Consider the following 24,769-nt stretch of genomic DNA (forward strand, 5'->3'; position numbering starts at 1 on the left):
GCGAAGCGTACCGGGCCTACAATACCAATATTTTCCGTAGGCCGGGCAGGCTCAGCGCCGCCCGGCAACACTGACTATTTATCGAACAAATAGTGATTGACCAGGTTTTCCAGCAGTTCCTGGTGGCCGCTCTGATGGCTCGGCGCCAGGCTATGTTGTTCAGCGTACTTCGCGATCTCGGCAAGGGATAACTGCCCTTTCAAAATTTGCTGGCCGAGTTCACTGTTCCAGCCGGAATAGCGCTTCGCAACGCGTTTATCCAGTTCACCGTCTTCAATCATGCGGGCCGCCACTTTCAGCGCCAGCGCCATGGTGTCCATAGCGCCAATATGGCCGTAGAACAGATCGTACTTATCGGTACTCTGACGGCGTACTTTGGCGTCAAAGTTCAGGCCGCCGGTGGTAAAGCCGCCTGCTTTGATGATTTCGTACATCACCAGCGCATTCTCTTCCACGCTAATTGGGAACTGGTCGGTGTCCCAGCCGAGCTGCGGATCGCCACGGTTAGCATCGACAGAGCCAAAGATACCCAGCGCGATAGCAGAGGCAATTTCATGATGGAAAGAGTGCCCCGCCAGCGTGGCGTGGTTGGCTTCGATATTCACTTTGATCTCTTTTTCCAGACCAAATTGTTTGAGGAAGCCGTAGACCGTCGCCACGTCGTAATCGTACTGGTGCTTGGTTGGCTCCTGCGGCTTCGGCTCGATCAGCAAGGTGCCACGGAACCCGATTTTGTGTTTGTGATCGACCACCATCTGCATGAAACGGCCAATCTGCTCGCGCTCCTGACGCAGGTCAGTGTTAAGCAGGGTTTCATAGCCTTCGCGACCACCCCACAGCACGTAGTTTTCACCGCCCAGCTGATGGGTGGCGTTCATAGCCGTCACCACCTGAGTGGCAGCCCAGCTGAACACTTCAGGATCAGGGTTAGTCGCCGCACCGGCACCATAGCGCGGGTTCGTAAAGCAGTTCGCCGTCCCCCACAGCAGCTTCACGCCACTTTTCTGCTGCTTCTCGCCCAGATATTCCACCATCTGCGCAAAGTTGTTCAGATATTCTTTCAGCGAGGCCCCTTCAGGAGAGACGTCCACATCGTGGAAGCAGTAGTACGGGACGTTCAGCTTGTGGAAAAACTCGAATGCCACATCGGCTTTGCGCTTCGCCAGTTCCAGCGCTTCGCCAGGCTGCTGCCATGGGCGGTCAAACGAGCCGACACCAAACATATCCGCGCCATTCCAGCAGAAGGTGTGCCAGTAGCAGGCAGCGAAACGCAGGTGATCTTCCATGCGCTTACCGAGTACCAGCTCATCCGGGTTGTAATGACGAAATGCTAAAGGATTGGTGGATTTTGGGCCTTCGTAGCGAACGCGATCGAGTTGGTCGAAATAAGCTTGCATATTGAACTCCATAATCAAGAGGTGCGGCGAGTAATCGATAATGGAGTAATAGTGAATACTCATTGCAGCTTGCTCAATTACGTTATTTCACACTGCTATTGAGAGAATGCACAAACGTGCGCTGGCTCGCAAAAATAATACGCAAGCAAACGATTTTTCGGCGCTTATTCCAGAATCATGTGTAATTAATAAGTTGCACATTTTAAAATCAGATCACGGTCATAAATTCGCAAATAAACCAAATATCGTAATGAGAAGATAAAAATCTGTAATTGCCAGTTTGCCTTTCCCCGTTAAGAATTTGCTGCGTATCTGGCAGTGAATGATTCTTTTGTCTCAGCCTTACCACCCTACAGAAAAAGGTAAAATAATTATGACGATAAGAAACCTGTGCCTTACTCTCTGTGCTTCGCTACTGCTAACCAGCTTTGCGGGGCATGCAAAAGAAGTCAAAATCGGAATGGCCATTGACGACCTGCGCCTGGAGCGCTGGCAAAAAGACCGCGATATTTTTGTGAATAAAGCGGAATCTCTCGGTGCAAAAGTGTTTGTTCAATCTGCGAATGGCAATGAAGAAACGCAAATGTCGCAAATCGAAAATATGATTAACCGCGGCGTAGATGTGCTGGTGATAATTCCTTACAACGGCCAGGTGTTAAGTAATGTGGTAAAAGAGGCTAAACAAGAAGGAATTAAAGTCTTAGCCTATGACCGAATGATTAATAACGCTGACATTGATTTTTATATTTCCTTCGACAACGAAAAAGTCGGTGAAATTCAGGCGCAAAGTCTGGTCGACAAAGTGCCGCAGGGGAATTATTTCCTGATGGGCGGCTCCCCTGTTGATAACAACGCCAAATTATTCCGTGAAGGGCAAATGAAGGTCCTTAAGCCGTATATCGACGACGGTAAAATTAAAGTGGTGGGCGATCAATGGGCCGACGGCTGGCTGCCGGAAAATGCGCTGAAAATTATGGAAAACGCGTTAACCGCGAACAATAACAAAATTGACGCTGTGGTCGCTTCCAATGATGCCACTGCGGGCGGTGCAATTCAGGCGCTGAGTGCGCAAGGTCTGGCCGGTAAAGTCGCGATTTCCGGTCAGGATGCGGATCTCGCGGGCGTAAAACGTATTATTGCCGGCACCCAGACCATGACGGTCTACAAGCCCATCACCGAACTGGCCACTACTGCTGCGGAAATCGCCGTTGAGCTGGGCAACGATCAGCAGCCTAAGGCCGATTCCAAACTGAATAACGGCCTCAAAGATGTCCCTGCCCGTCTGCTGACGCCAATCGAAGTCAACAAAGAGAACATTGATTCCACCGTCGTGAAAGACGGTTTCCACAAGAAAAGCGAACTGTAATCCCGCATCGCCCCTGCTTTGCGGGGGCATGTCGACTTGTACGATTTGACTCGGGTCATGTGGAGCAGTTATGCCGTATTTACTTGAAATGAAAAGCATTACCAAAGCCTTTGGCGCGGTGAAAGCCATCGACAACGTGAGCCTTCGCCTGAACCCCGGCGAGATTGTCTCGCTGTGCGGTGAAAACGGATCTGGCAAATCCACGCTGATGAAAGTGCTGTGCGGCATCTACCCACACGGCAGCTATGACGGTGAAATCGTCTTTGCCGGTGAAACGCTGCAAGCCACGCACATTCGCGACACGGAGCGCAAAGGGATCGCCATCATTCACCAGGAGCTGGCGCTGGTGAAGCATCTCACGGTGCTGGAGAATATTTTCTTGGGTGCCGAGATCTCACGCTTCGGCGTGCTGGACTACGACACCATGACCCTGCGCTGTGAAAAGCTGCTGGCTCAGGTCAGCCTTCAAATTTCGCCCAATACCCGCGTCGGCGATCTGGGGTTAGGGCAGCAGCAGCTGGTCGAAATTGCCAAAGCCCTGAACAAACAGGTGCGCTTGCTGATCCTCGATGAACCTACCGCATCGCTGACTGAGCAAGAAACTGCGGTCCTGCTGGATATCATCCGCGACCTGCAGCATCACGGCATCGCCTGCATTTATATTTCTCACAAACTCAATGAAGTGAAAGCCATCTCGGACACCATCTGCGTTATCCGCGATGGACAACACATCGGCACACGAGAAGCTGCCGGGATGAGTGAAGACGACATCATTACCATGATGGTGGGGCGCGAACTCACCGCGCTCTACCCAAACGAACCGCACACCACCGGGGACGAAATATTAAGAGTCGAAAACCTGACCGCCTGGCATCCGGTTAACCGCCATATCAAACGCGTCAACAATGTCTCCTTCTCGCTGCGGCGCGGGGAGATCCTCGGCATTGCCGGTTTAGTCGGTGCAGGGCGAACCGAAGCAGTCCAGTGCCTGTTTGGCGTCTGGCCGGGCCGCTGGGAAGGCAGCATTTATCTCGACGGCCAGCTCGTACATATCAACAGCTGTCAGCAGGCCATCGCCCAGGGCATCGCGATGGTTCCGGAAGACCGTAAAAAAGACGGCATTGTGCCGGTCATGGCAGTGGGGAAAAACATCACCCTCGCGGCCCTCAACCAGTTTTCGGGTGCGCTGAGCAGCCTGGACGATGCGGCGGAACAGCAGTGCATTCTCCAGTCTTTAGCGCGCCTGAAGGTCAAAACCTCATCACCTGAGCTGGCCATCGGGCGGCTGAGCGGGGGCAATCAGCAGAAGGCGATTCTGGCGCGCTGCCTGCTTTTGAATCCACGCATCCTGATTCTGGATGAGCCGACGCGTGGAATCGACATCGGCGCAAAATATGAAATCTACAAACTCATTAACCTGCTGGTGCAACAGGGCATCGCGGTCATTGTTATCTCGTCCGAACTGCCCGAAGTGCTCGGCCTGAGCGATCGCGTTCTGGTCATGCATGAAGGCAAACTGAAAGCCAATTTGATCAACCAAAACCTGACCCAGGAACAGGTGATGGAAGCCGCCCTGAGGAGCGAACGTCATGTCGAAAAGCAACCCGTCTGATATCAAAGTCCCTGTGTCTGCGCCAGGTTTGTTCTCGGGATTTAAAGCGTTGAACCTACAGGTTTTCGTCATGATCGCGGCCATTATCGCCATCATGCTGTTCTTCACCTGGATGACCGACGGTTCGTATTTAAGCGCGCGCAACATCTCCAACCTGCTGCGCCAGACGGCGATTACCGGCATTCTGGCAGTCGGGATGGTGTTCGTCATTATCTCTGCCGAAATCGATCTGTCGGTCGGTTCGATGATGGGGTTACTGGGCGGAGTCGCCGCAATCTTTGACGTCTGGCTCGGCTGGCCGCTCCCGTTGACGGTGGCCGTCACGCTGGTGCTCGGCCTGCTGCTCGGCACCTGGAATGGCTGGTGGGTGGCGTATCGTAAGGTGCCTTCATTCATCGTCACCCTGGCGGGGATGCTCGCATTTCGTGGCATTCTGATCGGCATCACCAATGGCACCACGGTTTCACCCACCAGCGCGTCGATGTCGCAAATTGGTCAGAGTTATCTCTCCGATGGCGTTGGTTTTACCTTTGGCGCTATCGGTCTGATGGCATTCATCGCGTGGCAGTGGCGCGCCAGAATGCGCCGTCAGGCGCTGGGGCTCGCCTCGACGCCTTCAACGTCGGTCGTAGGGCGGCAGGCGCTGACCGCCGTCATTGTGCTGGGTGCGATCTGGCTCCTGAATGATTATCGTGGCGTGCCGACACCCGTGCTGATTCTGACGCTGCTGTTGCTGGCCGGTATGTTTATGGCGACTCGCACCGCTTTTGGCCGACGCATTTACGCCATCGGCGGCAATATTGAGGCCGCACGTCTTTCAGGGATCAATGTGGAGCGCACCAAACTCGCCGTGTTTGCGATTAATGGTCTGATGGTGGCTATCGCCGGGCTGATTTTAAGCTCGCGCCTCGGCGCCGGTTCACCCTCTGCCGGTAACATTGCCGAGCTGGATGCTATCGCCGCGTGCGTCATTGGTGGAACCAGCCTCGCAGGAGGCATCGGGAGCGTTGCGGGCGCGGTGATGGGGGCATTTATTATGGCGTCGCTGGATAACGGAATGAGTATGATGGACGTTCCAACCTTCTGGCAGTATATCGTTAAAGGCGCCATTTTGTTGCTGGCGGTCTGGATGGACTCCGCGACCAAGCGACGGGCATGAGTCATTGATTTGGGAAAGATAAACCATGTTTGAGAAGCGTCACCGCATTACGTTGTTATTCAACGCCAACAAAGCCTATGACCGTCAGGTAGTTGAAGGCGTGGGTGAATATTTGCAGGCGTCGCAATCGGAGTGGGATATTTTTATTGAAGAAGATTTCCGCACCCGCATTGAAAATATCAAAGACTGGCTGGGCGATGGCGTGATCGCCGATTACGACGATCCCGTGATCGAGCAGTTGCTAACCGACGTCGACGTCCCGATTGTGGGTGTCGGCGGCTCATATCACTCGCCCGAAAAGTACCCTCCGGTCCACTACATCGCAACGGACAATCACGCGCTGGTCGAGAGCGCCTTTTTGCATTTAAAAGAAAAAGGGGTACACCGCTTCGCCTTTTACGGCCTGCCCTCCTCCAGTGGCAAAGGCTGGGCGATGGAGCGCGAATATGCGTTTTGCCAGATCGTCGCGCAGGAGAAATACCGGGGCGTGGTCTATCAGGGGCTGGAGACCGCACCAGAGAACTGGCAGCACGCGCAAAATCGACTGGCCGACTGGCTGCAAACCCTGCCGCCGCAAACGGGCATTATTGCCGTCACGGATGCCCGCGCGCGCCATGTGCTGCAGGTCTGCGATCATCTGCACATTCCGGTTCCTGAGAAACTGTGCGTCATTGGCATCGATAACGAAGAGCTGACGCGCTATCTGTCGCGCGTGGCCCTGTCGTCGGTGGCACAAGGGACGCGTCAGATGGGCTATCAGGCCGCGAAATTACTTCATCGTCTTCTGGATAACGAATCCCTGCCTCTTCAGCGCCTGCTGGTGCCGCCGGTTCGCGTAGTCGAGCGCCGCTCCACGGACTACCGCTCGTTAAACGATCCGGCGGTCATTCAGGCCATGCACTACATCCGTAACCATGCCTGTAAAGGCATCAAAGTGGATCAGGTGCTGGACGCGGTCGGTATTTCTCGCTCAAATCTGGAGAAGCGCTTTAAAGAAGAAGTCGGGGAGACGATCCACGCGGTGATTCACGCCGAAAAACTGGAGAAAGCCCGTAGCCTGCTGATCTCAACTTCGCTGTCGATCAACGAAATTTCGCAGATGTGCGGCTATCCGTCATTGCAGTATTTCTATTCAGTATTTAAGAAAGAGTACGACACCACGCCGAAAGAGTATCGGGAGCGGTATAGCGAAGTGTTGGTGTAGCGCTGATTCAGCAAAGAAAAACGCCTTCCGATGGAAGGCGTTTTTTTGAGATAACTTACATATGAGCGGCAATTAAGCGCTGGTTATCCTGGTACATCGCAAACAGGTAGTTGTTGTAGCTCTGCCCCTGCGTTGAATACCCTTTCAGCTTGTGAATCATGGTACTCGCCGTCACTTCCTGGTCCGCTTTACGCAGCTGAGCGCGTGACTTACGGAACGAAGAGTAGGCCGGATGCGTGTTCAGGTTTACCACGTAGGCATTCACGGAATCTTTAACCGATTCGAACTGCGAATAGCCTTTCACTTTGCCTGGCGCGTTGTTACAGCGGCCTTTGGCGCACTTCATGCCGAAGAGATTGTTGTTGTTACGCGCCAGTTTTGACGTGCCCCAACCACTCTCTGCGGCTGCCATGGTCGCGACCATGCTGCCTGGAATAATATCTACGCGCTCAAGCAGTGAGTTCCACGGCACGCGGCGGGTATTACCATTCCAGCTCACCTTGTAGCGCTTCGCGATGTCTTTCAGACGTGCGCGTTCGCTGGGTGACCAACGGCTTTCGTACTGTTTTGAAACCAGCCAGTTACGGTCTGCAGTAATTGCAGAATTTTGGCTTGTAATATAAGGCATTACCGTCCGGAGAAACGCTTTTTTCCTTGGTGTCCCGGAAGGGTATTTTCGCAAATCAGGAAGTGAACTGCTCTTTACACTATTGCGAGAATACTCTTGTTTACTGCTAACCTTAATCTTACTGCTACTGCTGGTCGTCTTTATGACGTGGGCTTTTTTACTCGTTGTATCCGTGTGCGTCTTCGCAAGCACCTCACCTGAAAATGACACGGTGAGCAACATGAGTATCGTAGCCCCAAATCGTCGTATGGGAGTCGATATCATTAGTTCTCCTGGTCGGATATATGCATTCCAACACCTTATTTTTTTCACAAAATTGAGAGCGGAATCTCAAATCATATCAAAAATAGTCTTCAAGAGCATCCAAAGAAATAGTCTAATTCCGAAACTATGTCACCTGAAACTTGCTCACTTAACCATCATTTCTACAAATTTGTGTGCGATATCGCAGATAAACGCCTAATTTTGCGCGAGATCACTCACCCTTTCGACTCATCCCGCCATAAAGCTCAGGGGGAGGAGTCAGCGCGATAAACCTGATGGCACACTGGTTAAAATTGCCGCGACAGGAAAATGGAATGAAACGCTCCGCTTTAGCTCTTTTGCTACTACCCGCGATAGCGAATGCAGACTGGTCATCTCCCGGCTTTTCTACCTTTAACGCCGAAGGCGCTGGGGTGTTCACAAGCCATGCAAAGCTCGCGAAGGGTACTCGTCCTCTGACCCTCAATTTTGACAATGCGTGCTGGCAGCCCACAAATCCCATTAAACTCAATGAGATGATGTCGCTTAAACCCTGCGAGGGAATGCCACCTCAGTGGCGCCTCTTCCGCGAGGGCGATTATCAGATGCGCATTGATACGCGCTCAGGCACGCCAACGCTGATGTTGACGGTGCAAAGTGCCGCAGAGAAACCCGTCGCAGAGGTCACTCGCCAGTGCCCGAAATGGGACGGTAAACCGCTCACCATCGAGGTGAAAGACACTTTCCCGGAAGGCTCCGTGGTACGGGATTTCTACAGTCAGCAGACGGCCACCGTGCAGCAAGGGAAAATCACCCTGCAACCCGCCGCGAACAGCAACGGTCTGCTCCTGCTTGAACGGGCCGAAACCGATAAAGCCGCGCCATTCAGCTGGCAAAACGCCACCGTCTACTTTGTGCTGACGGACCGCTTCGTGAATGGCGATCCATCTAATGACAACAGCTATGGCCGCCACAAAGACGGCATGCAGGAAATTGGCACCTTCCACGGCGGCGATCTTAAAGGACTCAGCAGCAAGCTCGATTATCTCCAGCAGCTTGGCGTCAACGCCCTGTGGATTAGCTCGCCGCTGGAGCAGATTCACGGCTGGGTTGGCGGCGGCACCAAAGGCGATTTCCCGCACTATGCCTATCACGGCTACTACACGCAGGACTGGACAAAACTCGACGCCAACATGGGCAGCGAAAACGATCTCCGCCACCTGGTCGACGAGGCGCACAAGCGCGGTATCCGCATTCTGTTTGACGTCGTGATGAACCACGTCGGCTACGCCACGCTTGCGGATATGCAGGAATATCAGTTTGGCGCGTTATACCTGCAGGGCGATGAGTTGAAAAAAACGCTGGGCGAACGCTGGACCGACTGGAAACCCGCGGCCGGGCAAAGCTGGCACAGTTTTAACGACTACATCAATTTCAGCGACAAAGCCGGGTGGGAAAAGTGGTGGGGCAAACACTGGATCCGCACCGATATCGGCGATTATGACAATCCTGGCTTTGACGATCTGACCATGTCGCTGGCCTTTTTACCCGATCTCAAAACCGAATCGACCACCCCTTTCGGTTTACCGAATTTCTACCGCCACAAGCCGGACACCCATGCCGAAGCAATCGCCGGTTACACTCCGCGCAATTATCTTACCCACTGGCTCAGCCAGTGGGTGCGCGACTACGGCATTGACGGTTTCCGGGTGGATACGGCTAAACACGTCGAACTTCCCGCCTGGCAAGAGCTGAAGGATAAATCCACCCAGGCGCTGAAAACGTGGAAGCACGCTAATCCGGACAAAAAGCTGGATGATGCCCCGTTCTGGATGACGGGTGAATCCTGGGGGCATGGCGTGATGCAAAGCGACTATTACCGCCATGGTTTCGATGCGATGATCAATTTTGACTATCAGGAGCAGGCCGCCAAAGCCGTCGATTGTCTGGCGGATATCGATCTCACCTGGCAGCAGATGGCGGAAAAATTACAGAGCTTCAACGTCCTGAGCTATCTCTCGTCTCACGACACGCGCCTGTTCCGCGAAGGTGGCCAGCGCGCGGCAGAACTGCTGCTGCTCTCTCCGGGGTCGGTGCAGATCTATTACGGTGACGAATCAGCGCGGCCATTTGGCCCAACCGGTTCCGATCCGCTGCAAGGCACACGCTCAGACATGAACTGGCAGGACGTCACCGGCAGCCAGGCTTCGGGCGTCAAACACTGGCAAATTCTCGGGCAGTTCCGGGCGCGCCATCCGGCTATTGGCGAAGGCACGCAAACCACCCTCTCCCTCGCGCAAGGCTACGCTTTTGTGCGCCAGCACCAGGACGATAAAGTGATGGTGGTTTGGGCCGGAAATCACTAACGCCTGCGGCGTCCCCTTCAAGCGGAGGGGACGTTCTTTAATCAGAATAATTCACCACACAAATACAAATCAGCAAAACAAAACAACGATCCGCCCCTCTTCCCTCGATTTGCACATGCACGATGCTAGCGTTATGGTTACCCACTTTCATTATAAGAATGCCAGATCACCTGTTATGACGTTTTCACTTTTCGGCGATAAATTCACCCGCCATTCAGGCATTACCCGCCTGATGGAGGATCTCAACGACGGGCTGCGCACACCGGGCGCCATCATGCTCGGCGGGGGAAATCCGGCCCAAATCCCGGCCATGAACGACTACTTCCACAACCTGCTGGCGGAGATGCTGCAAAACGGCAAAGCCACTGATGCGCTGTGCAATTACGATGGCCCGCAAGGCAAAACTGAGCTGCTGACGCTGCTGGCAGATATGCTGCGCGACGAACTGGGTTGGGATATCGAACCACAGAATATTGCACTGACAAACGGCAGCCAGAGCGCATTTTTCTACTTGTTTAACCTTTTTGCAGGACGTCGCGCCGATGGCAGCACCAAAAAAGTGCTGTTCCCGCTGACGCCGGAGTACATCGGCTATGCCGACTCCGGGCTGGAAGAGGATCTGTTCGTCTCTGCTCGTCCTAATATTGAGCTACTGCCCGAAGGCCAGTTCAAGTATCACGTCGATTTTGAACACCTGCGCATCGGCGAAGAGACCGGCATGATTTGCGTCTCACGCCCGACCAACCCGACGGGCAACGTCATCACTGACGAAGAGCTGATGAAGTTAGACGTGCTGGCCAATCAGCACGGTATTCCACTGGTGATCGATAACGCCTACGGTGTGCCGTTCCCCGGCATTATCTTTAGCGAAGCCCGTCCGCTGTGGAATCCGAACATCGTCCTGTGCATGAGCCTCTCGAAACTCGGCCTGCCGGGCAGCCGCTGCGGCATCATCATCGCCAATGAAAAAATCATCAGCGCCATCACCAATATGAACGGCATCATCAGCCTGGCGCCGGGTGGAATGGGCCCGGCTATGATGTGCGAAATGATTAAGCGCAACGATCTGCTGCGCCTGTCGAATGACGTGATAAAGCCGTTCTACTACCAGCGCGTTCAGGAAACCATCGCGACAATTCGCCGCTATTTGCCCGAAGATCGCTGCCTGATCCACAAACCGGAAGGGGCGATTTTCCTCTGGCTGTGGTTTAAGGATCTGCCGATCACCACCGAGCTGCTGTATCAGCGCCTGAAAAAGCGCGGCGTGTTGATGGTGCCGGGGGATTACTTCTTCCCGGGGCTTGATAAGCCATGGCCGCATACGCATCAGTGTATGCGAATGAACTACGTGCCAGACCCAGAGAAAATCGAAGCCGGGGTGAAAATCCTGGCCGAAGAGATCGAGCTGGCCTGGAGTGAAGGCGGCCACTAACCGCGTACCCGCAGAACAACAAAAAAAGGCCAGATTCTCCATCTGGCCTTTTTTTTAGCACTTATCCGCGCACGGTGAACCCAAGCTCTTGTGAAATGGCTTCAGCGGTTTCGCGCAGCGGTTTAAGCAGATTCTTTTCCCCCACCTGCTTCATGCGTGAGGTCGAAAGGGAAATTGAAATGGCATACGGCACCCGCCCGTGAATATCAAACACCGGGACCGCAATGCAGGACACGCCCAGTTCGTTCTCTTCTTTATCCATTGCCATGCTGCGGGAGCGGATCTCCTCCAGCTCGTCGTACATCGCGCTCAGCTCGGTAATGGTATTGCGGGTCAGGGGCTGAATCTGCTCCTGATGGCTCTGCCAGTAGCTCGCCACGTAATCCTGATGGCCGAACGCCATGTAGATTTTCCCCATTGCAGAACAGTAGAGCGGCATGTGCTGGCCGATATAAGCGCGCGTGCGCAGCATCCCCGTCGTCGGTTCCAGCTTGTAGATCAGAATCGCATGGTCGTCTTCCCGGCTGGAGAAGTTCACCGTTTCGCCCGTCACGATATTCAGATTTTCCAGATGGGGCGCCGCCACGTGAATGATATTGAGCGACGACAGCGCTTTTTGCCCCACGGCGATAAATTTCGTGGTCAGACGATAGCTGCCCGCCGCAGGCGCGGGGGTAACATAGCCGCACGACTGCAAACCCTGCAGTAACCGATGCACGGTGCTTTTATTCAGGCCAGCAAGTTCAGATAAATGCGCAAGCGGACACCCGTTCGGATAGTTACTGAGAATTTCAATCAGCATCAGGCCGCGAAACAAGCTCTGGCTGCCTGCTGGCCTCTCTTTTTCTTGCGTCATCTCGCTCTCTTTCATGCTCATTACATCGTTCTCCGTTAATCGCGTCCTGATGGTAGCGCAAAGTGTGGTTCAGTTCACGATCTCAGCATTAAAAACACAATTCGTTGATTTTACTACATTTTGAAAAACATGAATGTCGTTGATCTGACAAAAATTGATCGCTATATTTGAAATCAGATTTCGCAATGTGAAATTTAGAGATAAAAAAGCACTCACACGCGCCCCTCATACGAACAGGAGAACAGGGATGAAAGTGACCTTTGACGAGTTGAAAGCGGCATTCAATCAGGTGCTGCTCAACCGTGGCGTCAAGGCAGAAACCGCCGATGCCTGCGCAGAGATGTTTGCGCGCACCACCGAATCAGGCGTCTATTCACATGGCGTTAACCGTTTTCCGCGTTTCATTCAGCAGCTGGACGCCGGGGACATCATTCCTGACGCGCAGCCGAAGCGCATCACCACGCTGGGAGCCATTGAGCAGTGGGACGCCCAGCGCTCCATCGGCAATCTGACGGCCAAAAAAATGATGGATCGCGCAACCGAGCTGGCCTCGGATCACGGGATTGGACTGGTGGCGCTGCGCAATGCCAACCACTGGATGCGCGGCGGCAGCTACGGCTGGCAGGCCGCTGAAAAGGGCTATATCGGAATTTGCTGGACCAACTCTATCGCCGTCATGCCGCCGTGGGGCGCGAAGGAGTGTCGCATCGGCACCAACCCGCTGATCGTCGCCATTCCATCAAATCCCATCACCATGGTGGATATGTCGATGTCGATGTTCTCCTACGGCATGCTCGAAGTGAACCGTCTGGCAGGGCGCGAACTGCCGGTAGACGGCGGGTTTGACGACGAAGGCCATCTGACCAAAGAGCCGGGTGTGATTGAGAAAAACCGCCGCATTTTACCGATGGGCTACTGGAAAGGTTCCGGTCTGTCTATCGTGCTGGACATGATCGCCACCCTGCTGTCCAACGGGTCGTCCGTGGCGGAAGTGACGCAGGACAATAGCGATGAATACGGTGTGTCGCAGATCTTTATCGCCATCGAAGTGGACAAGCTGATCGACGGAAAAACCCGTGATGCCAAACTGCAGCGCATTATGGATTTCATCACCACCGCTGAACGCTCTGACGACGACGTCGCCGTGCGCCTGCCAGGGCATGAATTCACCCGCCTGCTGGAAGAGAACCGTCGCAATGGCATCACCATTGATGACAGCGTATGGGCGAAGATCCAGTCGCTGTAAGGAGTGACGTATGATATTCGGACATATTTCACAGCCCAATCCTTGCCGTCTGCCGCAGGCGATAGAACGGGCGCTCGCGTTTTTACGCACCACGGATTTCACCACGCTGGAACCCGGCGTGGTGGAGATCGACGGGCGCGCTATCTTCGCGCAGGTTCTCGATCTCACCACCCGGCCGCATCACGAAAACCGCCCGGAAGTCCATCGCCGCTATCTGGATATTCAATTTCTGGCATGGGGCGAAGAGAAAATAGGTTTTGCGATCGACACCGGTAATAACGAAATAAGCGAATCATTACTGGAACAGCGCGATATTATTTTTTATCACCAGATGGAAAATGAATCACTGATTGAAATGATTCCGGGCAGTTATGCCATATTTTTCCCGCAGGATGTTCATCGCCCGCAATGTCATAAACACAAGGAGTCGGCCATTCGTAAAATTGTCGTCAAAGTGGCTGTCAGCGAATTAATGTAATTTTTCTGAATTAGACAGGAAAGCCAAATGACTCACACCGGTTTTATTATTGGTGCGTACCCCTGCGCACCCTCGTTTCACCAGAAAGGGGAACAGGAAGAGCGCGATTTCTGGCGTCAGTTAGCTGATACACCCAATATTCGCGGTCTTGAACAACCGTGCCTGGATAACCTCCACCCGCTGGGGGATGAGTGGCTGTTTCGCCACACGCCGGGGGACTGGCAAATCGTGGTCACGGCGGTGATGGAAACCATGCGTCGGCGCGGCGCCAACGGCGGGTTTGGCCTGGCCTCCGCCGATGAAGATCAGCGTCGTGAAAGCGTGACATTTTATCGTCACCTGCTTGAGAAAATTGTCGCCGTTAACGCCCGCTTCCCGGGGAAAGTGATCGCCCTGGAAATGCAGGCCGCGCCGCAGTCTGGCAACGCTTGCGTTGCGCAAGCCACCGAGGCGTTCTCTCGTTCGATGAAAGAGATCGCCGCCTGGGACTGGCCATGCGATCTGGTGCTGGAACACTGCGATGCCATGACAGGCCGCGCGCCACGAAAAGGGTTTCTCCCCCTTGAAAACGTTCTGGAGGTGCTGGGCGACACGGATATCAGCGTCTGCATTAACTGGGCGCGCTCAGCCATCGAAGGGCGCGACACTGCACTGCCTGTCGCGCATGTTCAGGCCGCGCAGAAGGCAGGAAAGCTCGGCGCACTGATGTTTTCTGGCACCACGGCGACGGGCGATTACGGCGACTGGCAGGATCTTCACGCGCCATTTTCGTCGTTCTGCCCCGACAGTTTAATGACGCCTGAAAAAGTCACTGAGCTATTTACTGCGGCGAGCGCCGCAACATTGAAATTCTCCGGTATCAAATTACTGGAAATAAATGCTAATGCTAACGTCAGCCATCGCATCGCCATTTTGCGCGACGGCATTAGCGTTATGAAAAAAGCAGCACAATAAAAATAAAAACCTATATTCCCGAGCCGATTACCTTAATGAGACATTAATTATGACTATTTCTTCTCGTGCTCTACATGCGGATATTCCGCGCCAACGCTGGTTAAGAATAATTCCGCCTATTCTTATCGCCTGTATTATCTCTTATATGGACCGTGTCAATATTGCCTTCGCCATGCCAGGCGGTATGGATGAGGAATTAGGGATCACCGCCACCATGGCGGGACTGGCAGGCGGAATATTCTTTATCGGGTATCTGTTCCTGCAAGTTCCCGGCGGCAAAATCGCGGTGCACGGCAGCGGTAAAAAATTCATCGGCTGGTCGCTGGTGGCCTGGGCGGTGATCTCCGTGCTGACGGGGATCGTCACCAATCAGTATCAGCTGCTGGCACTGCGCTTTTTACTCGGTGTCGCCGAAGGCGGAATGCTGCCGGTGGTGCTGACCATGATCAGCAACTGGTTCCCGGACGCCGAGCGCGGTCGCGCCAACGCGATCGTGATTATGTTCGTACCCATTGCCGGGATCATTACCGCCCCGCTCTCCGGCTGGATCATTACGGCTCTCGACTGGCGCTGGCTGTTCATCATTGAAGGCCTGCTGTCGCTGGTGGTGCTGGTTCTCTGGACGCTGACCATCTATGACCGCCCGCAGGAGGCGAAGTGGATTTCCGCCACCGAGAAAAACTATCTGGTTGAAACGCTGGCCGCCGAGCAGCGCGCTATCGCAGGCAAAGAGGTGAAAAATGCCTCGCTCGGTGCGGTGCTGTCGGACAAAACCATGTGGCAGTTGATCGCCCTTAACTTCTTCTACCAGACCGGAATTTACGGCTACACCCTCTGGCTGCCAACCATTCTAAAGGAGCTGACCCATTCGACGATGGGCCAGGTGGGAATGCTCGCCATTCTGCCGTATGTCGGCGCGATTGCCGGGATGTTCCTGTTCTCTTCCCTCTCTGACCGCACCGGCAAGCGCAAGCTGTTCGTCTCCCTGCCGCTGATCGGTTTTGCTCTGTGCATGTTCCTCTCCGTGGCGCTGAAAGAAAACATCTGGCTGGCCTACGCCGCGCTGGTGGGCTGCGGTTTCTTCCTGCAGTCGGCAGCGGGCGTCTTCTGGACCATTCCGGCACGTCTGTTCAGTGCAGAAATGGCCGGTGGTGCGCGCGGTGTGATCAACGCGCTCGGCAACCTCGGCGGCTTCTGCGGCCCTTATGCGGTAGGCGTGCTGATCACCCTTTACAGCAAAGATGCGGGGGTTTACTGCCTGGCGATCTCCCTGGCACTGGCCTCGCTGTTAGCGCTGCTGCTGCCGGCGAAATGCGATGCCGGCGCACAGCCCAATCCAACGGTGAATCCACACAAACGTGTGGCCTGAAAACGCCGGGTGGGCTGCGCTCACCCGGCAACGACAGAGAATCGCAAAGATGAGTGAAAAAGAGCCCTTCTGGCTGGGTATCGATTGTGGCGGTACTTATCTGAAAGCCGGTCTGTACAACAGCCAGGGTAAAGAACAGTGCATCGAACGGTGCGCGGTCGCCACCCTTAGCCCGCGTCCGGGCTATGCGGAGCGCGATATGTCCCTGCTCTGGCAGCGCTGCCACGAAACCGTCGCCGCACTGCTCAAACGCACGGGTGTCCGTGGCGATCAAATCAAAGGCGTAGGCATCTCCGCGCAGGGTAAAGGGCTGTTTCTGCTGAATAAACAAGATCGCCCTCTGGGCAACGCCATTCTCTCCTCCGACCGACGGGCGCTTGCGATCGTGCAACGTTGGCAGCAGGACGAGATCCCCGAAAAGCTCTACCCGCACACGCGGCAAACCCTGTGGACCGGGCACCCGGCCTCGTTGCTGCGCTGGGTTAAAGAGCACGAGCCGAAGCGCTACCAGCAAATCGGCTGCGTAATGATGGCGCATGACTATCTGCGCTGGTGCCTGACGGGCAAAAAGGGCTGCGAAGAGAGCAACATTTCCGAATCCAATCTCTACAATATGAACACGGGCGCCTACGACCCGCAACTGACGCACTGGCTTGGGATCGCTGAAATCGACGGCGCCTTGCCGCCAATCGTCGGTTCAGCAGAAATTTGCGGTGAAATCACCTCTCAGGCAGCCTCCCTGACCGGTCTTGCGGCGGGTACGCCCGTCGTGGGGGCTTGTTTGATGTGGTTTCCACCGCGATCTGCGCCGGGCTGCACGACGAGCACACGCTCAATGCGGTGATGGGCACCTGGGCCGTCACCAGCGGTATTGCGAATGGTATTCGCGATAACGAACCTTTCCCTTACGTCTATGGCCGCTACGTTCATCCGCAGCAGTACATCGTTCACGAAGCCAGCCCGACCTCCTCCGGCAATCTTGAATGGCTCACGGCACAGTGGGGCGAACTCTCTTTTGACGAGATCAACCAGGCCGTCGCCAGCCTGCCGAAAGCGGCAAGCGACGTGTTTTTCCTGCCGTTTCTCTACGGCAGCAACGCCGGGCTTGAGATGACCAGCGGCTTCTACGGCATGCAGGCGATCCATACCCGCGCCCACCTGCTGCAGGCGGTGTATGAAGGGGTGGTGTTCTGTCATATGACCCACCTCAACCGCATGCTGGAGCGCTTTACCGATGTGTCTGCCCTGCGCGTCACCGGCGGCCCGACCCATTCCGATGTCTGGATGCAGATGCTGGCAGACGTCAGCGGCCTGTCGATTGAACTGCCCCAGGTCGAGGAGACCGGCTGCTCCGGCGCGGCGCTGGCCGCCCTCGTCGGCACCGGGGTTTATCCCGACTTCTTTACCGCGCAGCAAAATCTCAAACACGCCATCCGCGTCGTTGAGCCGGATATGCAGGCTCACGCCGCCTATCAGCATAAATATCACCGCTATCAGCAATTGATTTCAGCATTGCAGGGTTATCACGCCCGAATTAAGGAGCACGACCTATGAGCCGACCATTACTGCAGCTGGCGCTCGACCACACCAGCCTTAAGGCCGCCCAGCGCGATGTCTCGCTGCTGCACGACCATGTCGATATCGTCGAAGCGGGCACCATTTTGTGCCTGACGGAAGGCCTATCAGCCGTCCGCGCGTTGCGCCAGCAGTGCCCGGACAAAATCATCGTCGCCGACTGGAAAGTGGCTGACGCAGGTGAAACGCTGGCGCAGCAGGCCTTTGATGCGGGCGCAAACTGGATGACCATCATCTGCGCCGCACCGCTGGCAACCGTTGAAAAAGGCCACGCGGTGGCTGCCGCACGCGGGTGCGAAATCCAGATGGAGCTGTTTGGCAACTGGACGCTGGACGATGCGCGCGCGTGGCACCGCGTTGGAGTTAAACAGGCGATTTATCACCGTGGGCGCGACGCCCAGGCCAGTGGCCAGCAGTGGGGAGAAGAGGATCTCGCAAGAATGAAAGCCCTGTCGGATATCGGCCTGCAGCTTTCTATCACCGGCGGCATCACCCCGGCGGATTTACCGCTGTTCCGGGAGATTAACGTCAAAGCCTTTATCGCCGGACGGGCGTTGGCTGGGGCCGCTAACCCACCACAGGTGGCACAGGCGTTCCACACACAAATCCGCGAAATCTGGGGAGAATAACCATGCGTCAGCATCCTTTAGGAATTTATGAGAAAGCGCTGTCGAAGGATCTCTCCTGGCCGGAGCGTCTGGTGTTAGCCAAAAGCTGCGGCTTTGATTTCGTCGAAATGTCGGTGGATGAAACCGACGAGCGCCTCTCACGGCTGGAGTGGAGCACCACGCAGCGCGCCTCGCTGGTCGAAGCCATGCTGGAAACCGGCGTCGCCATCCCGTCCATGTGCCTGTCGGCGCACCGCCGTTTTCCGTTTGGCAGCCGCGATGAAACCGTGCGCGAACGCGCCCGCGAGATCATGACCAAAGCGATCAAACTGGCGCGCGATCTGGGTATCCGCACCATCCAGCTGGCAGGTTACGACGTCTATTACGAAGAGCACGACGCGGGCACGCAGCAGCGTTTTGCCGAAGGGCTGGCGTGGGCGGTGGAACAAGCCGCCGCCGCGCAGGTGATGCTGGCAGTGGAGATCATGGATACCGCGTTCATGAATTCCATCAGCAAGTGGAAAAAGTGGGATGAGATGCTCGCCTCGCCGTGGTTTAGCGTCTATCCGGATGTGGGCAACCTGAGTGCCTGGGGCAACGATGTCACCGCCGAGCTGACCCTCGGCATCGACCGAATCGCCGCCATCCACCTGAAAGACACCCAGCCCGTTACCGAACAAAGCCCGGGACAGTTTCGCGATGTGCCGTTTGGCGAGGGCTGTGTCGATTTTGTCGGCGTGTTCAACACCCTGAATCAGCTCAACTATCGCGGGGCATTTTTAATCGAAATGTGGACCGAAAAAGCGAAAGAGCCGGTACTGGAAATTATCGAAGCGCGGCGCTGGATCGAAGCCCGCATGCAGGAAGGAGGCATGACATGCTAGAGCAACTCAAGGCGGAGGTCCTGGCCGCTAACCTGGCGCTGCCCGCCCACCAGCTGGTGACATTTACCTGGGGCAACGTCAGTGCAGTCGATCGCGAAAGCGGCCTGATGGTCATCAAACCCTCCGGCGTCGAATATGACGTCATGACCGCAGATGACATGGTGGTGGTGGAGATCGCCACCGGCAAGGTGGTGGAAGGCAGCAAAAAGCCATCGTCCGACACGCCGACGCATCTTGCGCTCTATCGCCGCTACCGGGAGATTGGCGGCATCGTCCACACCCACTCGCGTCACGCGACTATCTGGTCCCAGGCCGGGCTGGATCTTCCCGCGTGGGGCACCACCCATGCGGACTATTTCTATGGCGATATTCCCTGCACGCGGCTGATGACGCCCGCAGAAATTGCGGGCGAATATGAGTATCAGACCGGAGAGGTGATCATCAAAACCTTTGAAGAGCGCGATCTAAGCCCGATGCAGATCCCCGCCGTGCTGGTCCACTCTCATGGTCCGTTTGCCTGGGGTAAAGATGCCGCCGATGCGGTCCATAACGCCGTGGTGCTGGAGGAGTGCGCTTATATGGGACTTTTCTCGCGCCAGCTGACGCCGCAGTTGCCGGTCATGCAACAAGAGCTGCTGGATAAACACTATCTACGCAAGCACGGGGCGAATGCCTATTACGGCCAGTGATCAGCCGGAATTGATATGCTCCTTACAATACCGCCGTTTCCAGACGGCGGGTGTTAGCCCGGTATGTTTGCGAAAGATCTGGCGAAAATACCCGACATCATTAAAGCCGCAGCGATTGGCCACCTCCGTAAGTGAGGACGCGTCATCAAGCAGCAGTTTCTCCGCTGAGCGGACGCGCTGGCGATGGATCGCCTCGGTCAACGTTAAATGAAAGGTGCGACGAAACACGCGCCCCAGATAATCCGCATTACAGTGCAGCTCTTTTGCCAGCTGCGAGGTCGAAAGGGGCAGATGAAATTGCGTGCGGATAATTTGTTTGGCTCTCCACGCGATCGACGTGCCTGCTTCGTCCTGAATTTCCTCGTTTCCCACCGAAAACGAAATTTGCTGCAAAATCAGCAGCAGCATTAATTCCAGCGCCACACTTCGCTGTAATTTCTCCTGCTCCGTCAGGAACTGGCGGAAAAGAGACACCACGTAAGAAGCCTCGCGAACACGGCAATGTTGTTCGATGGCGAGCTGCGCAAAAGCGTCTGGCCTGTGCGGCTCAGCCTCAACGTCAAAATGCAGCCAGTAAAACCGCAGATCGGCCGGGAAATCTTCAGTTCCCACGTGGCGACGGTTGGGCCATAAAACCAAACTCTCCCCCGCTTTCACCTCGAAAACCGTATTTTCCTCCTGAATCGTTAACGTCCCTTTTTCGACAAAGATGATTTCCCACGAGGTTAATTTACGGGCGGGATGGCGCCCAACGCCCCGGGAAATAAATAACCCGCCGTTTTGAACGTGAATCGGAAGCGCTATGGATAATTCGAGCATCGGTATTCAATTTCCCGCTTTAAATCATATTAATAGTCACCTTTCACGTTGATTATTAATGAATAATTGTATTTACGCCCGATCGAAATCACATTTTCATCATCAGGTCGGAATCGTCATCTTTTTATACTTTTCCCTTCCCTTGTTGGCGCTGACTTTCAGTGCAGAATGAATTGGGTACCTTGCAGAACATAATAAAATCCCCTTCACGAGGAGTTATCGAATGACTTCCACTCCGATTACGCAAACCGATGTCGTACAACAGGCCGCCGACGAGCGCCTGTCAGTGCGCGAGAAGATTGGCTACGGCCTGGGTGATGCTGGCGGGACGGTAATCACCTGCCTGATCATGAACTTCCTTACTTTTTTCTATACCGATGTCTTTGGCCTGACGCCAGCGCTGGTCGGTACGTTGTTTATTGCCCTGCGCGTATTTGATGCCGTTTCTGACCCCATCATGGGGGTGATTGCCGACCGTACCCAGAGCCGCTGGGGACGCTTTCGCCCGTGGCAGCTGTGGATCGCCTTCCCTATCGGGATTATCGGCGTCCTGACGTTCACCGTGCCGGAAGCCAGCATGGGGGTGAAAATCGCCTGGGCGTTCGGCACCTATCTGTTGCTTTCCGTCGGCTATACCGCCATCAACGTGCCCTACTGCGCGCTGATCAACACCATGACTACCCGCCACAGCGAGGTGATCTCCTGCCAGTCCTGGCGCTTTGTGCTGTGCGGCGTGGCAGGCTTTTTGGTCTCCGTGGGCCTGCCGTGGCTGGTCGCGGCGTTGGGCCAGGGTAACGTTGCGCAGGGTTATCAGCTGGGTGTCGGCGTGCTGTGCGCCATCGCGGTGGTGATGTTCCTGTGCTGTTTCTTCTGGGTACGCGAGCGCGTCCCGCTGGCCCTGATGGGGCGCTTTACCCTGCGCGAACATCTGGCCGGGCTGCGTAACAACGATCAGCTGCTATTGATGCTGGTGATGTCTTTCCTGCTGATTAACGTCTTTAACATTCGCGGCGGCGGGTACATGTACTTCATCACCTACGTGCTACAGGGCAGCACTGCCTATACGTCGCTGTTCTTCACCATGGTGACCTTTGCCGCCATTCTCGGCGCGGTGATCGTCAGCCCGCTTACCCGTCGTATTGATACGGTGAAACTGTACTACACCACCAATCTGGTGTTGGCCGCACTGGCATTCGCCATGTGGTTCCTGCCAACTGGCCCGGCGTATCAAACCCTGTGGCTGGCAGTGATTTTGGGCAACGGCGTGATCCTCGGCTTTACGCTGCCGTTGCACTTCTCGCTGATGGCCTTCGCCGACGACTACGGCGAATGGAAAACCGGCGTGCGCTCGTCAGGGATGAACTTCGCCTTTAACCTCTTTTTCATCAAGCTGGCGTGGGCCTCAAGTGCCGGGATTATCAGCCTGGTGTTTATCTTCGTCGCCTATCAGCCCGGTGCGGGCAACCAGACCCCGGCTTCGCTTTCTGGCATTACAACCATGGAAACGCTGCTGCCCGCCCTTTTCCACCTGCTGCTGGCCGTTTCAATACGCTGGTGCAGACTCACTAATCCGATGATGTCGCGCATCTCTACCGATCTGCGCCAGCGTCACGTTCAGTCCTGAGGAGAACAACATGTCCATCATGGAACCCGACCTGCATAAGCTCAAAATTAACGATCCGTTCCTCGGCCAGTATCAACAGCTGGTACGGGATGTGGTCATTCCCTATCAGTGGGATGCGCTGAACGACCGCATCGCCGAAGCGGAGCCGAGCCACGCCATCACCAATTTCCGGATCGCTGCCGGGCTGGAAGAAGGGGAATTTTACGGCATGGTTTTCCAGGACAGCGATGTCGCCAAATGGCTCGAAGCCGTGGCGTGGTCCCTGTGCCAGAAACCCGATCCTGAACTTGAGAAAACCGCCGATGAGGTCATTGAACTGGTGGCCGCCGCCCAATGCGACGATGGCTATCTGAATACCTATTTCACCGTGAAAGCACCCGGCGAACGCTGGACTAATCTCGCAGAGTGCCACGAACTGTATTGCGCAGGGCATATGATCGAGGCGGGCGTGGCGTACTTCCAGGGCACCGGAAAACGCGCACTGTTAGACGTGGTCTCCAAACTGGCCGATCATATCGACCGCGTGTTTGGCCCCGGAGAAAACCAGCTGCACGGCTATCCCGGCCATCCTGAAATCGAGCTGGCGTTAATGCGCCTGTATGACGTCACCCAGGAGCCACGCTATCTGGCGCTGGTGAAATATTTCGTCGAAGAGCGCGGCGCGCAGCCGCATTTTTACGATATCGAATACGAAAAGCGCGGCAGAACATCGCACTGGCACAACTACGGCCCGGCGTGGATGGTCAAAGACAAAGCCTATAGTCAGGCGCATCAGCCTCTCGCGGAGCAGCAAACCGCCATCGGGCACGCCGTGCGTTTTGTCTATCTGATGACTGGCATTGCGCACCTTGCGCGGCTGAGCGGTGACGAAAGCAAACGCCAGGACTGCCTGCGTCTTTGGAATAATATGGTGCAACGGCAGCTCTATATTACTGGTGGGATTGGCTCGCAGAGCAGCGGCGAGGCCTTCAGCAGCGACTACGATCTGCCCAATGATACGGTCTATGCCGAAAGTTGCGCCTCGATTGGCCTGATGATGTTTGCCCGCCGGATGCTGGAGATGGAAGCGGATAGCCAGTATGCCGACGTCATGGAGCGCGCGTTATATAACACCGTGCTGGGCGGCATGGCGCTGGACGGTAAACACTTTTTCTACGTGAACCCGCTGGAGGTCCATCCAAAAACGCTGGCTTTCAACCATATCTATGATCACGTGAAACCGGTGCGTCAGCGCTGGTTTGGCTGCGCCTGCTGCCCGCCGAATATCGCCCGCATGCTGACTTCGCTTGGGCACTACATCTATACCGCACGCCCCGAGGCACTGTTTATCAACCTCTACGTCGGCAACAGCGCGGCCATTCCGGTCGGGGACCACGAGCTGCAACTGCGTATTAGCGGCAACTATCCGTGGCAGGAGCAGGTGAAGATCGACATCACCTCGCCGGTTGCGGTTGAGCACACTCTCGCCCTGCGTCTGCCCGACTGGTGCGCCAGCCCGCAGATAGCGCTGAACGGTGAAGCGATAACAGGCGACGTGCGTCAGGGATATTGTTATCTCACCCGTCGCTGGCAGGAGGGGGATTCTGTGACCCTCACGCTGCCGATGCCGGTGCGCCGCTTATACGGCAATCCACAGGTGCGCCAGCAGGCAGGCAAAGTGGCCCTGCAGCGCGGCCCGCTGGTCTATTGTCTGGAAGAGGCGGATAACGGCGCGGGGTTACATAACCTGTCGCTGCCCGCCGACAGCACCTTCCACGTGTTCGAAGGGAAAGGGTTGTTCTCGCATAAGATGTTGATTCAGGCTGACGGCATCTCACAACGCGCCGTTGAGACCGAGCCGCAACCGCTCTGGCAATACGACCGCACGCCCACTGCGCCACACACTCAGACACTAACGTTTATTCCGTGGTTTAGCTGGGCCAACCGCGGCGAGGGCGAGATGCGGATATGGGTGGATGAGGTGTAAATCCTGACCATCTTCCAGGCAGCACACGCCGTGCTGCCTCGGCAAGAAAGGCGCTTCGGTTGCTGAACTGCGGATGCTCGCTAATAAACGCGTCAATTTTCACTAATAAACGGCGGGGGAGCGTGATACTGATGCGCTCTGCTCTGCCATCAAATTGCTGCATATTGATCTCCACCAGCAAAAAAACACCCCGGTACATCCGGGAAAAAGCCGCTCGCACGGCCATCGCGGTCGGTATGAATATAAGCCGGGTAGAATATAACCCCTCCTGCAAATTGACTGTTGGATATCCCT

19 protein-coding genes and 2 pseudogenes are annotated in these 24,769 nt (G+C 55.4%); 16 read left to right on the forward strand and 5 right to left on the reverse strand.

Features of this window, described 5'->3' with window-relative positions:
* Nucleotides 1–74: 74 nt before the first annotated feature.
* Complete coding sequence (gene xylA / locus DAI21_RS03560) at nt 75–1,397, reverse strand: xylose isomerase (protein ID WP_102105140.1); 1,323 nt, start codon at nt 1,395–1,397, stop codon at nt 75–77.
* A 373-nt stretch (nt 1,398–1,770) separates the two neighbouring features.
* Here xylA and xylF point away from each other — a divergent pair, with 373 nt between their 5' ends.
* The 4 genes from xylF (at nt 1,771) to xylR (ending at nt 6,738) form a co-directional block, all read left to right on the forward strand.
* Nucleotides 1,771–2,763: a D-xylose ABC transporter substrate-binding protein gene (gene xylF / locus DAI21_RS03570; RefSeq protein WP_100778142.1), complete on the forward strand. Its 993-nt coding sequence runs from the start codon at nt 1,771–1,773 to the stop codon at nt 2,761–2,763.
* A gap of 70 nt (nt 2,764–2,833) precedes the next feature.
* A complete protein-coding gene (locus DAI21_RS03575; protein WP_107702503.1) occupies nt 2,834–4,375 on the forward strand; it encodes a xylose ABC transporter ATP-binding protein in 1,542 nt (513 codons plus the stop codon).
* Nucleotides 4,353–5,534 carry a xylose ABC transporter permease XylH gene (gene xylH / locus DAI21_RS03580; RefSeq protein ID WP_102105030.1) on the forward strand — a complete coding sequence of 394 codons (1,182 nt, stop codon included), beginning with the start codon at nt 4,353–4,355 and terminating at the stop codon, nt 5,532–5,534. The genes DAI21_RS03575 and xylH overlap by 23 nt, the downstream gene beginning before the upstream one ends.
* A gap of 25 nt (nt 5,535–5,559) precedes the next feature.
* Nucleotides 5,560–6,738 (forward strand): D-xylose utilization transcriptional activator XylR, encoded by a 1,179-nt coding sequence (gene xylR, locus DAI21_RS03585; protein WP_100778145.1) that lies wholly within the window; start codon nt 5,560–5,562, stop codon nt 6,736–6,738.
* Between the two features lie 55 nt (nt 6,739–6,793).
* Here xylR and DAI21_RS03590 read toward each other — a convergent pair whose 3' ends face one another.
* Nucleotides 6,794–7,630 (reverse strand): protein bax, encoded by an 837-nt coding sequence (locus DAI21_RS03590; RefSeq protein WP_100778146.1) that lies wholly within the window; start codon nt 7,628–7,630, stop codon nt 6,794–6,796.
* Nucleotides 7,631–7,944: 314 nt separating this feature from the next.
* On the opposite strand from DAI21_RS03590, the gene DAI21_RS03595 reads away from it, so the two are divergent.
* Both DAI21_RS03595 and avtA read left to right on the forward strand, forming a co-directional pair.
* A complete protein-coding gene (locus DAI21_RS03595) occupies nt 7,945–9,975 on the forward strand; it encodes an alpha-amylase (protein ID WP_107702504.1) in 2,031 nt (676 codons plus the stop codon).
* A gap of 175 nt (nt 9,976–10,150) precedes the next feature.
* Nucleotides 10,151–11,407 (forward strand): valine--pyruvate transaminase, encoded by a 1,257-nt coding sequence (gene avtA, locus DAI21_RS03600; protein ID WP_107702505.1) that lies wholly within the window; start codon nt 10,151–10,153, stop codon nt 11,405–11,407.
* 61 nt (nt 11,408–11,468) lie between these two features.
* Here the strand turns inward: avtA and yiaJ are convergent, their stop codons facing one another.
* A complete protein-coding gene (yiaJ, locus tag DAI21_RS03605) occupies nt 11,469–12,284 on the reverse strand; it encodes an IclR family transcriptional regulator YiaJ (protein ID WP_100778149.1) in 816 nt (271 codons plus the stop codon).
* A 226-nt stretch (nt 12,285–12,510) separates the two neighbouring features.
* Between yiaJ and yiaK the strand changes: the two genes are divergently transcribed.
* The 8 genes and pseudogenes from yiaK to araD all read left to right on the forward strand — a co-directional run bounded on the left by yiaK (nt 12,511) and on the right by araD (nt 20,066).
* Nucleotides 12,511–13,509, forward strand: coding sequence for a 3-dehydro-L-gulonate 2-dehydrogenase (gene yiaK / locus DAI21_RS03610; RefSeq protein WP_107702506.1), 999 nt, complete (start codon nt 12,511–12,513; stop codon nt 13,507–13,509).
* Nucleotides 13,510–13,519: 10 nt separating this feature from the next.
* Nucleotides 13,520–13,987, forward strand: coding sequence for a YhcH/YjgK/YiaL family protein (locus DAI21_RS03615; RefSeq protein ID WP_102105034.1), 468 nt, complete (start codon nt 13,520–13,522; stop codon nt 13,985–13,987).
* A 27-nt stretch (nt 13,988–14,014) separates the two neighbouring features.
* The gene (locus DAI21_RS03620; protein WP_107702507.1) at nt 14,015–14,941 is read left to right on the forward strand and encodes a DUF4862 family protein; all 927 of its coding nucleotides are present in this window, start codon (nt 14,015–14,017) and stop codon (nt 14,939–14,941) included.
* 49 nt (nt 14,942–14,990) lie between these two features.
* A complete protein-coding gene (locus tag DAI21_RS03625; RefSeq protein ID WP_107702508.1) occupies nt 14,991–16,310 on the forward strand; it encodes an MFS transporter in 1,320 nt (439 codons plus the stop codon).
* Nucleotides 16,311–16,359: 49 nt separating this feature from the next.
* Nucleotides 16,360–17,864 (forward strand): annotated as a pseudogene (locus DAI21_RS03630) (FGGY-family carbohydrate kinase).
* On the forward strand, nt 17,861–18,514 hold the full coding sequence (gene ulaD, locus DAI21_RS03635) for a 3-keto-L-gulonate-6-phosphate decarboxylase UlaD (RefSeq protein WP_107702509.1): 654 nt from the start codon (nt 17,861–17,863) through the stop codon (nt 18,512–18,514). The pseudogene DAI21_RS03630 and the gene ulaD overlap by 4 nt, the downstream one beginning before the upstream one ends.
* A 2-nt stretch (nt 18,515–18,516) precedes the next feature.
* Entirely contained in the window at nt 18,517–19,377 is an 861-nt protein-coding gene (locus DAI21_RS03640; RefSeq protein WP_102105038.1) for an L-ribulose-5-phosphate 3-epimerase, read from the forward strand.
* Entirely contained in the window at nt 19,371–20,066 is a 696-nt protein-coding gene (gene araD / locus DAI21_RS03645) for an L-ribulose-5-phosphate 4-epimerase (protein ID WP_107702510.1), read from the forward strand. Before DAI21_RS03640 ends, araD begins: the two co-directional genes overlap by 7 nt.
* On the opposite strand, the gene DAI21_RS03650 is transcribed toward araD, so the two are convergent.
* Nucleotides 20,067–20,885: an AraC family transcriptional regulator gene (locus tag DAI21_RS03650; protein ID WP_107702511.1), complete on the reverse strand. Its 819-nt coding sequence runs from the start codon at nt 20,883–20,885 to the stop codon at nt 20,067–20,069.
* 223 nt (nt 20,886–21,108) lie between these two features.
* On the opposite strand from DAI21_RS03650, the gene DAI21_RS03655 reads away from it, so the two are divergent.
* Nucleotides 21,109–22,509 carry an MFS transporter gene (locus DAI21_RS03655; protein WP_100778159.1) on the forward strand — a complete coding sequence of 467 codons (1,401 nt, stop codon included), beginning with the start codon at nt 21,109–21,111 and terminating at the stop codon, nt 22,507–22,509.
* Between the two features lie 10 nt (nt 22,510–22,519).
* Entirely contained in the window at nt 22,520–24,475 is a 1,956-nt protein-coding gene (locus DAI21_RS03660; RefSeq protein ID WP_107702512.1) for a glycoside hydrolase family 127 protein, read from the forward strand.
* 16 nt (nt 24,476–24,491) lie between these two features.
* Here DAI21_RS03660 and DAI21_RS03665 read toward each other — a convergent pair.
* Nucleotides 24,492–24,735 (reverse strand): annotated as a pseudogene (locus DAI21_RS03665) (type II toxin-antitoxin system HicB family antitoxin); the annotation flags it as partial.
* Between the last annotated feature and the right edge of the window lie 34 nt (nt 24,736–24,769).

This window comes from Lelliottia sp. WB101, from assembly GCF_003051885.1.
GTDB classification, from domain to species: Bacteria; Pseudomonadota; Gammaproteobacteria; order Enterobacterales; family Enterobacteriaceae; genus Enterobacter; species Enterobacter nimipressuralis.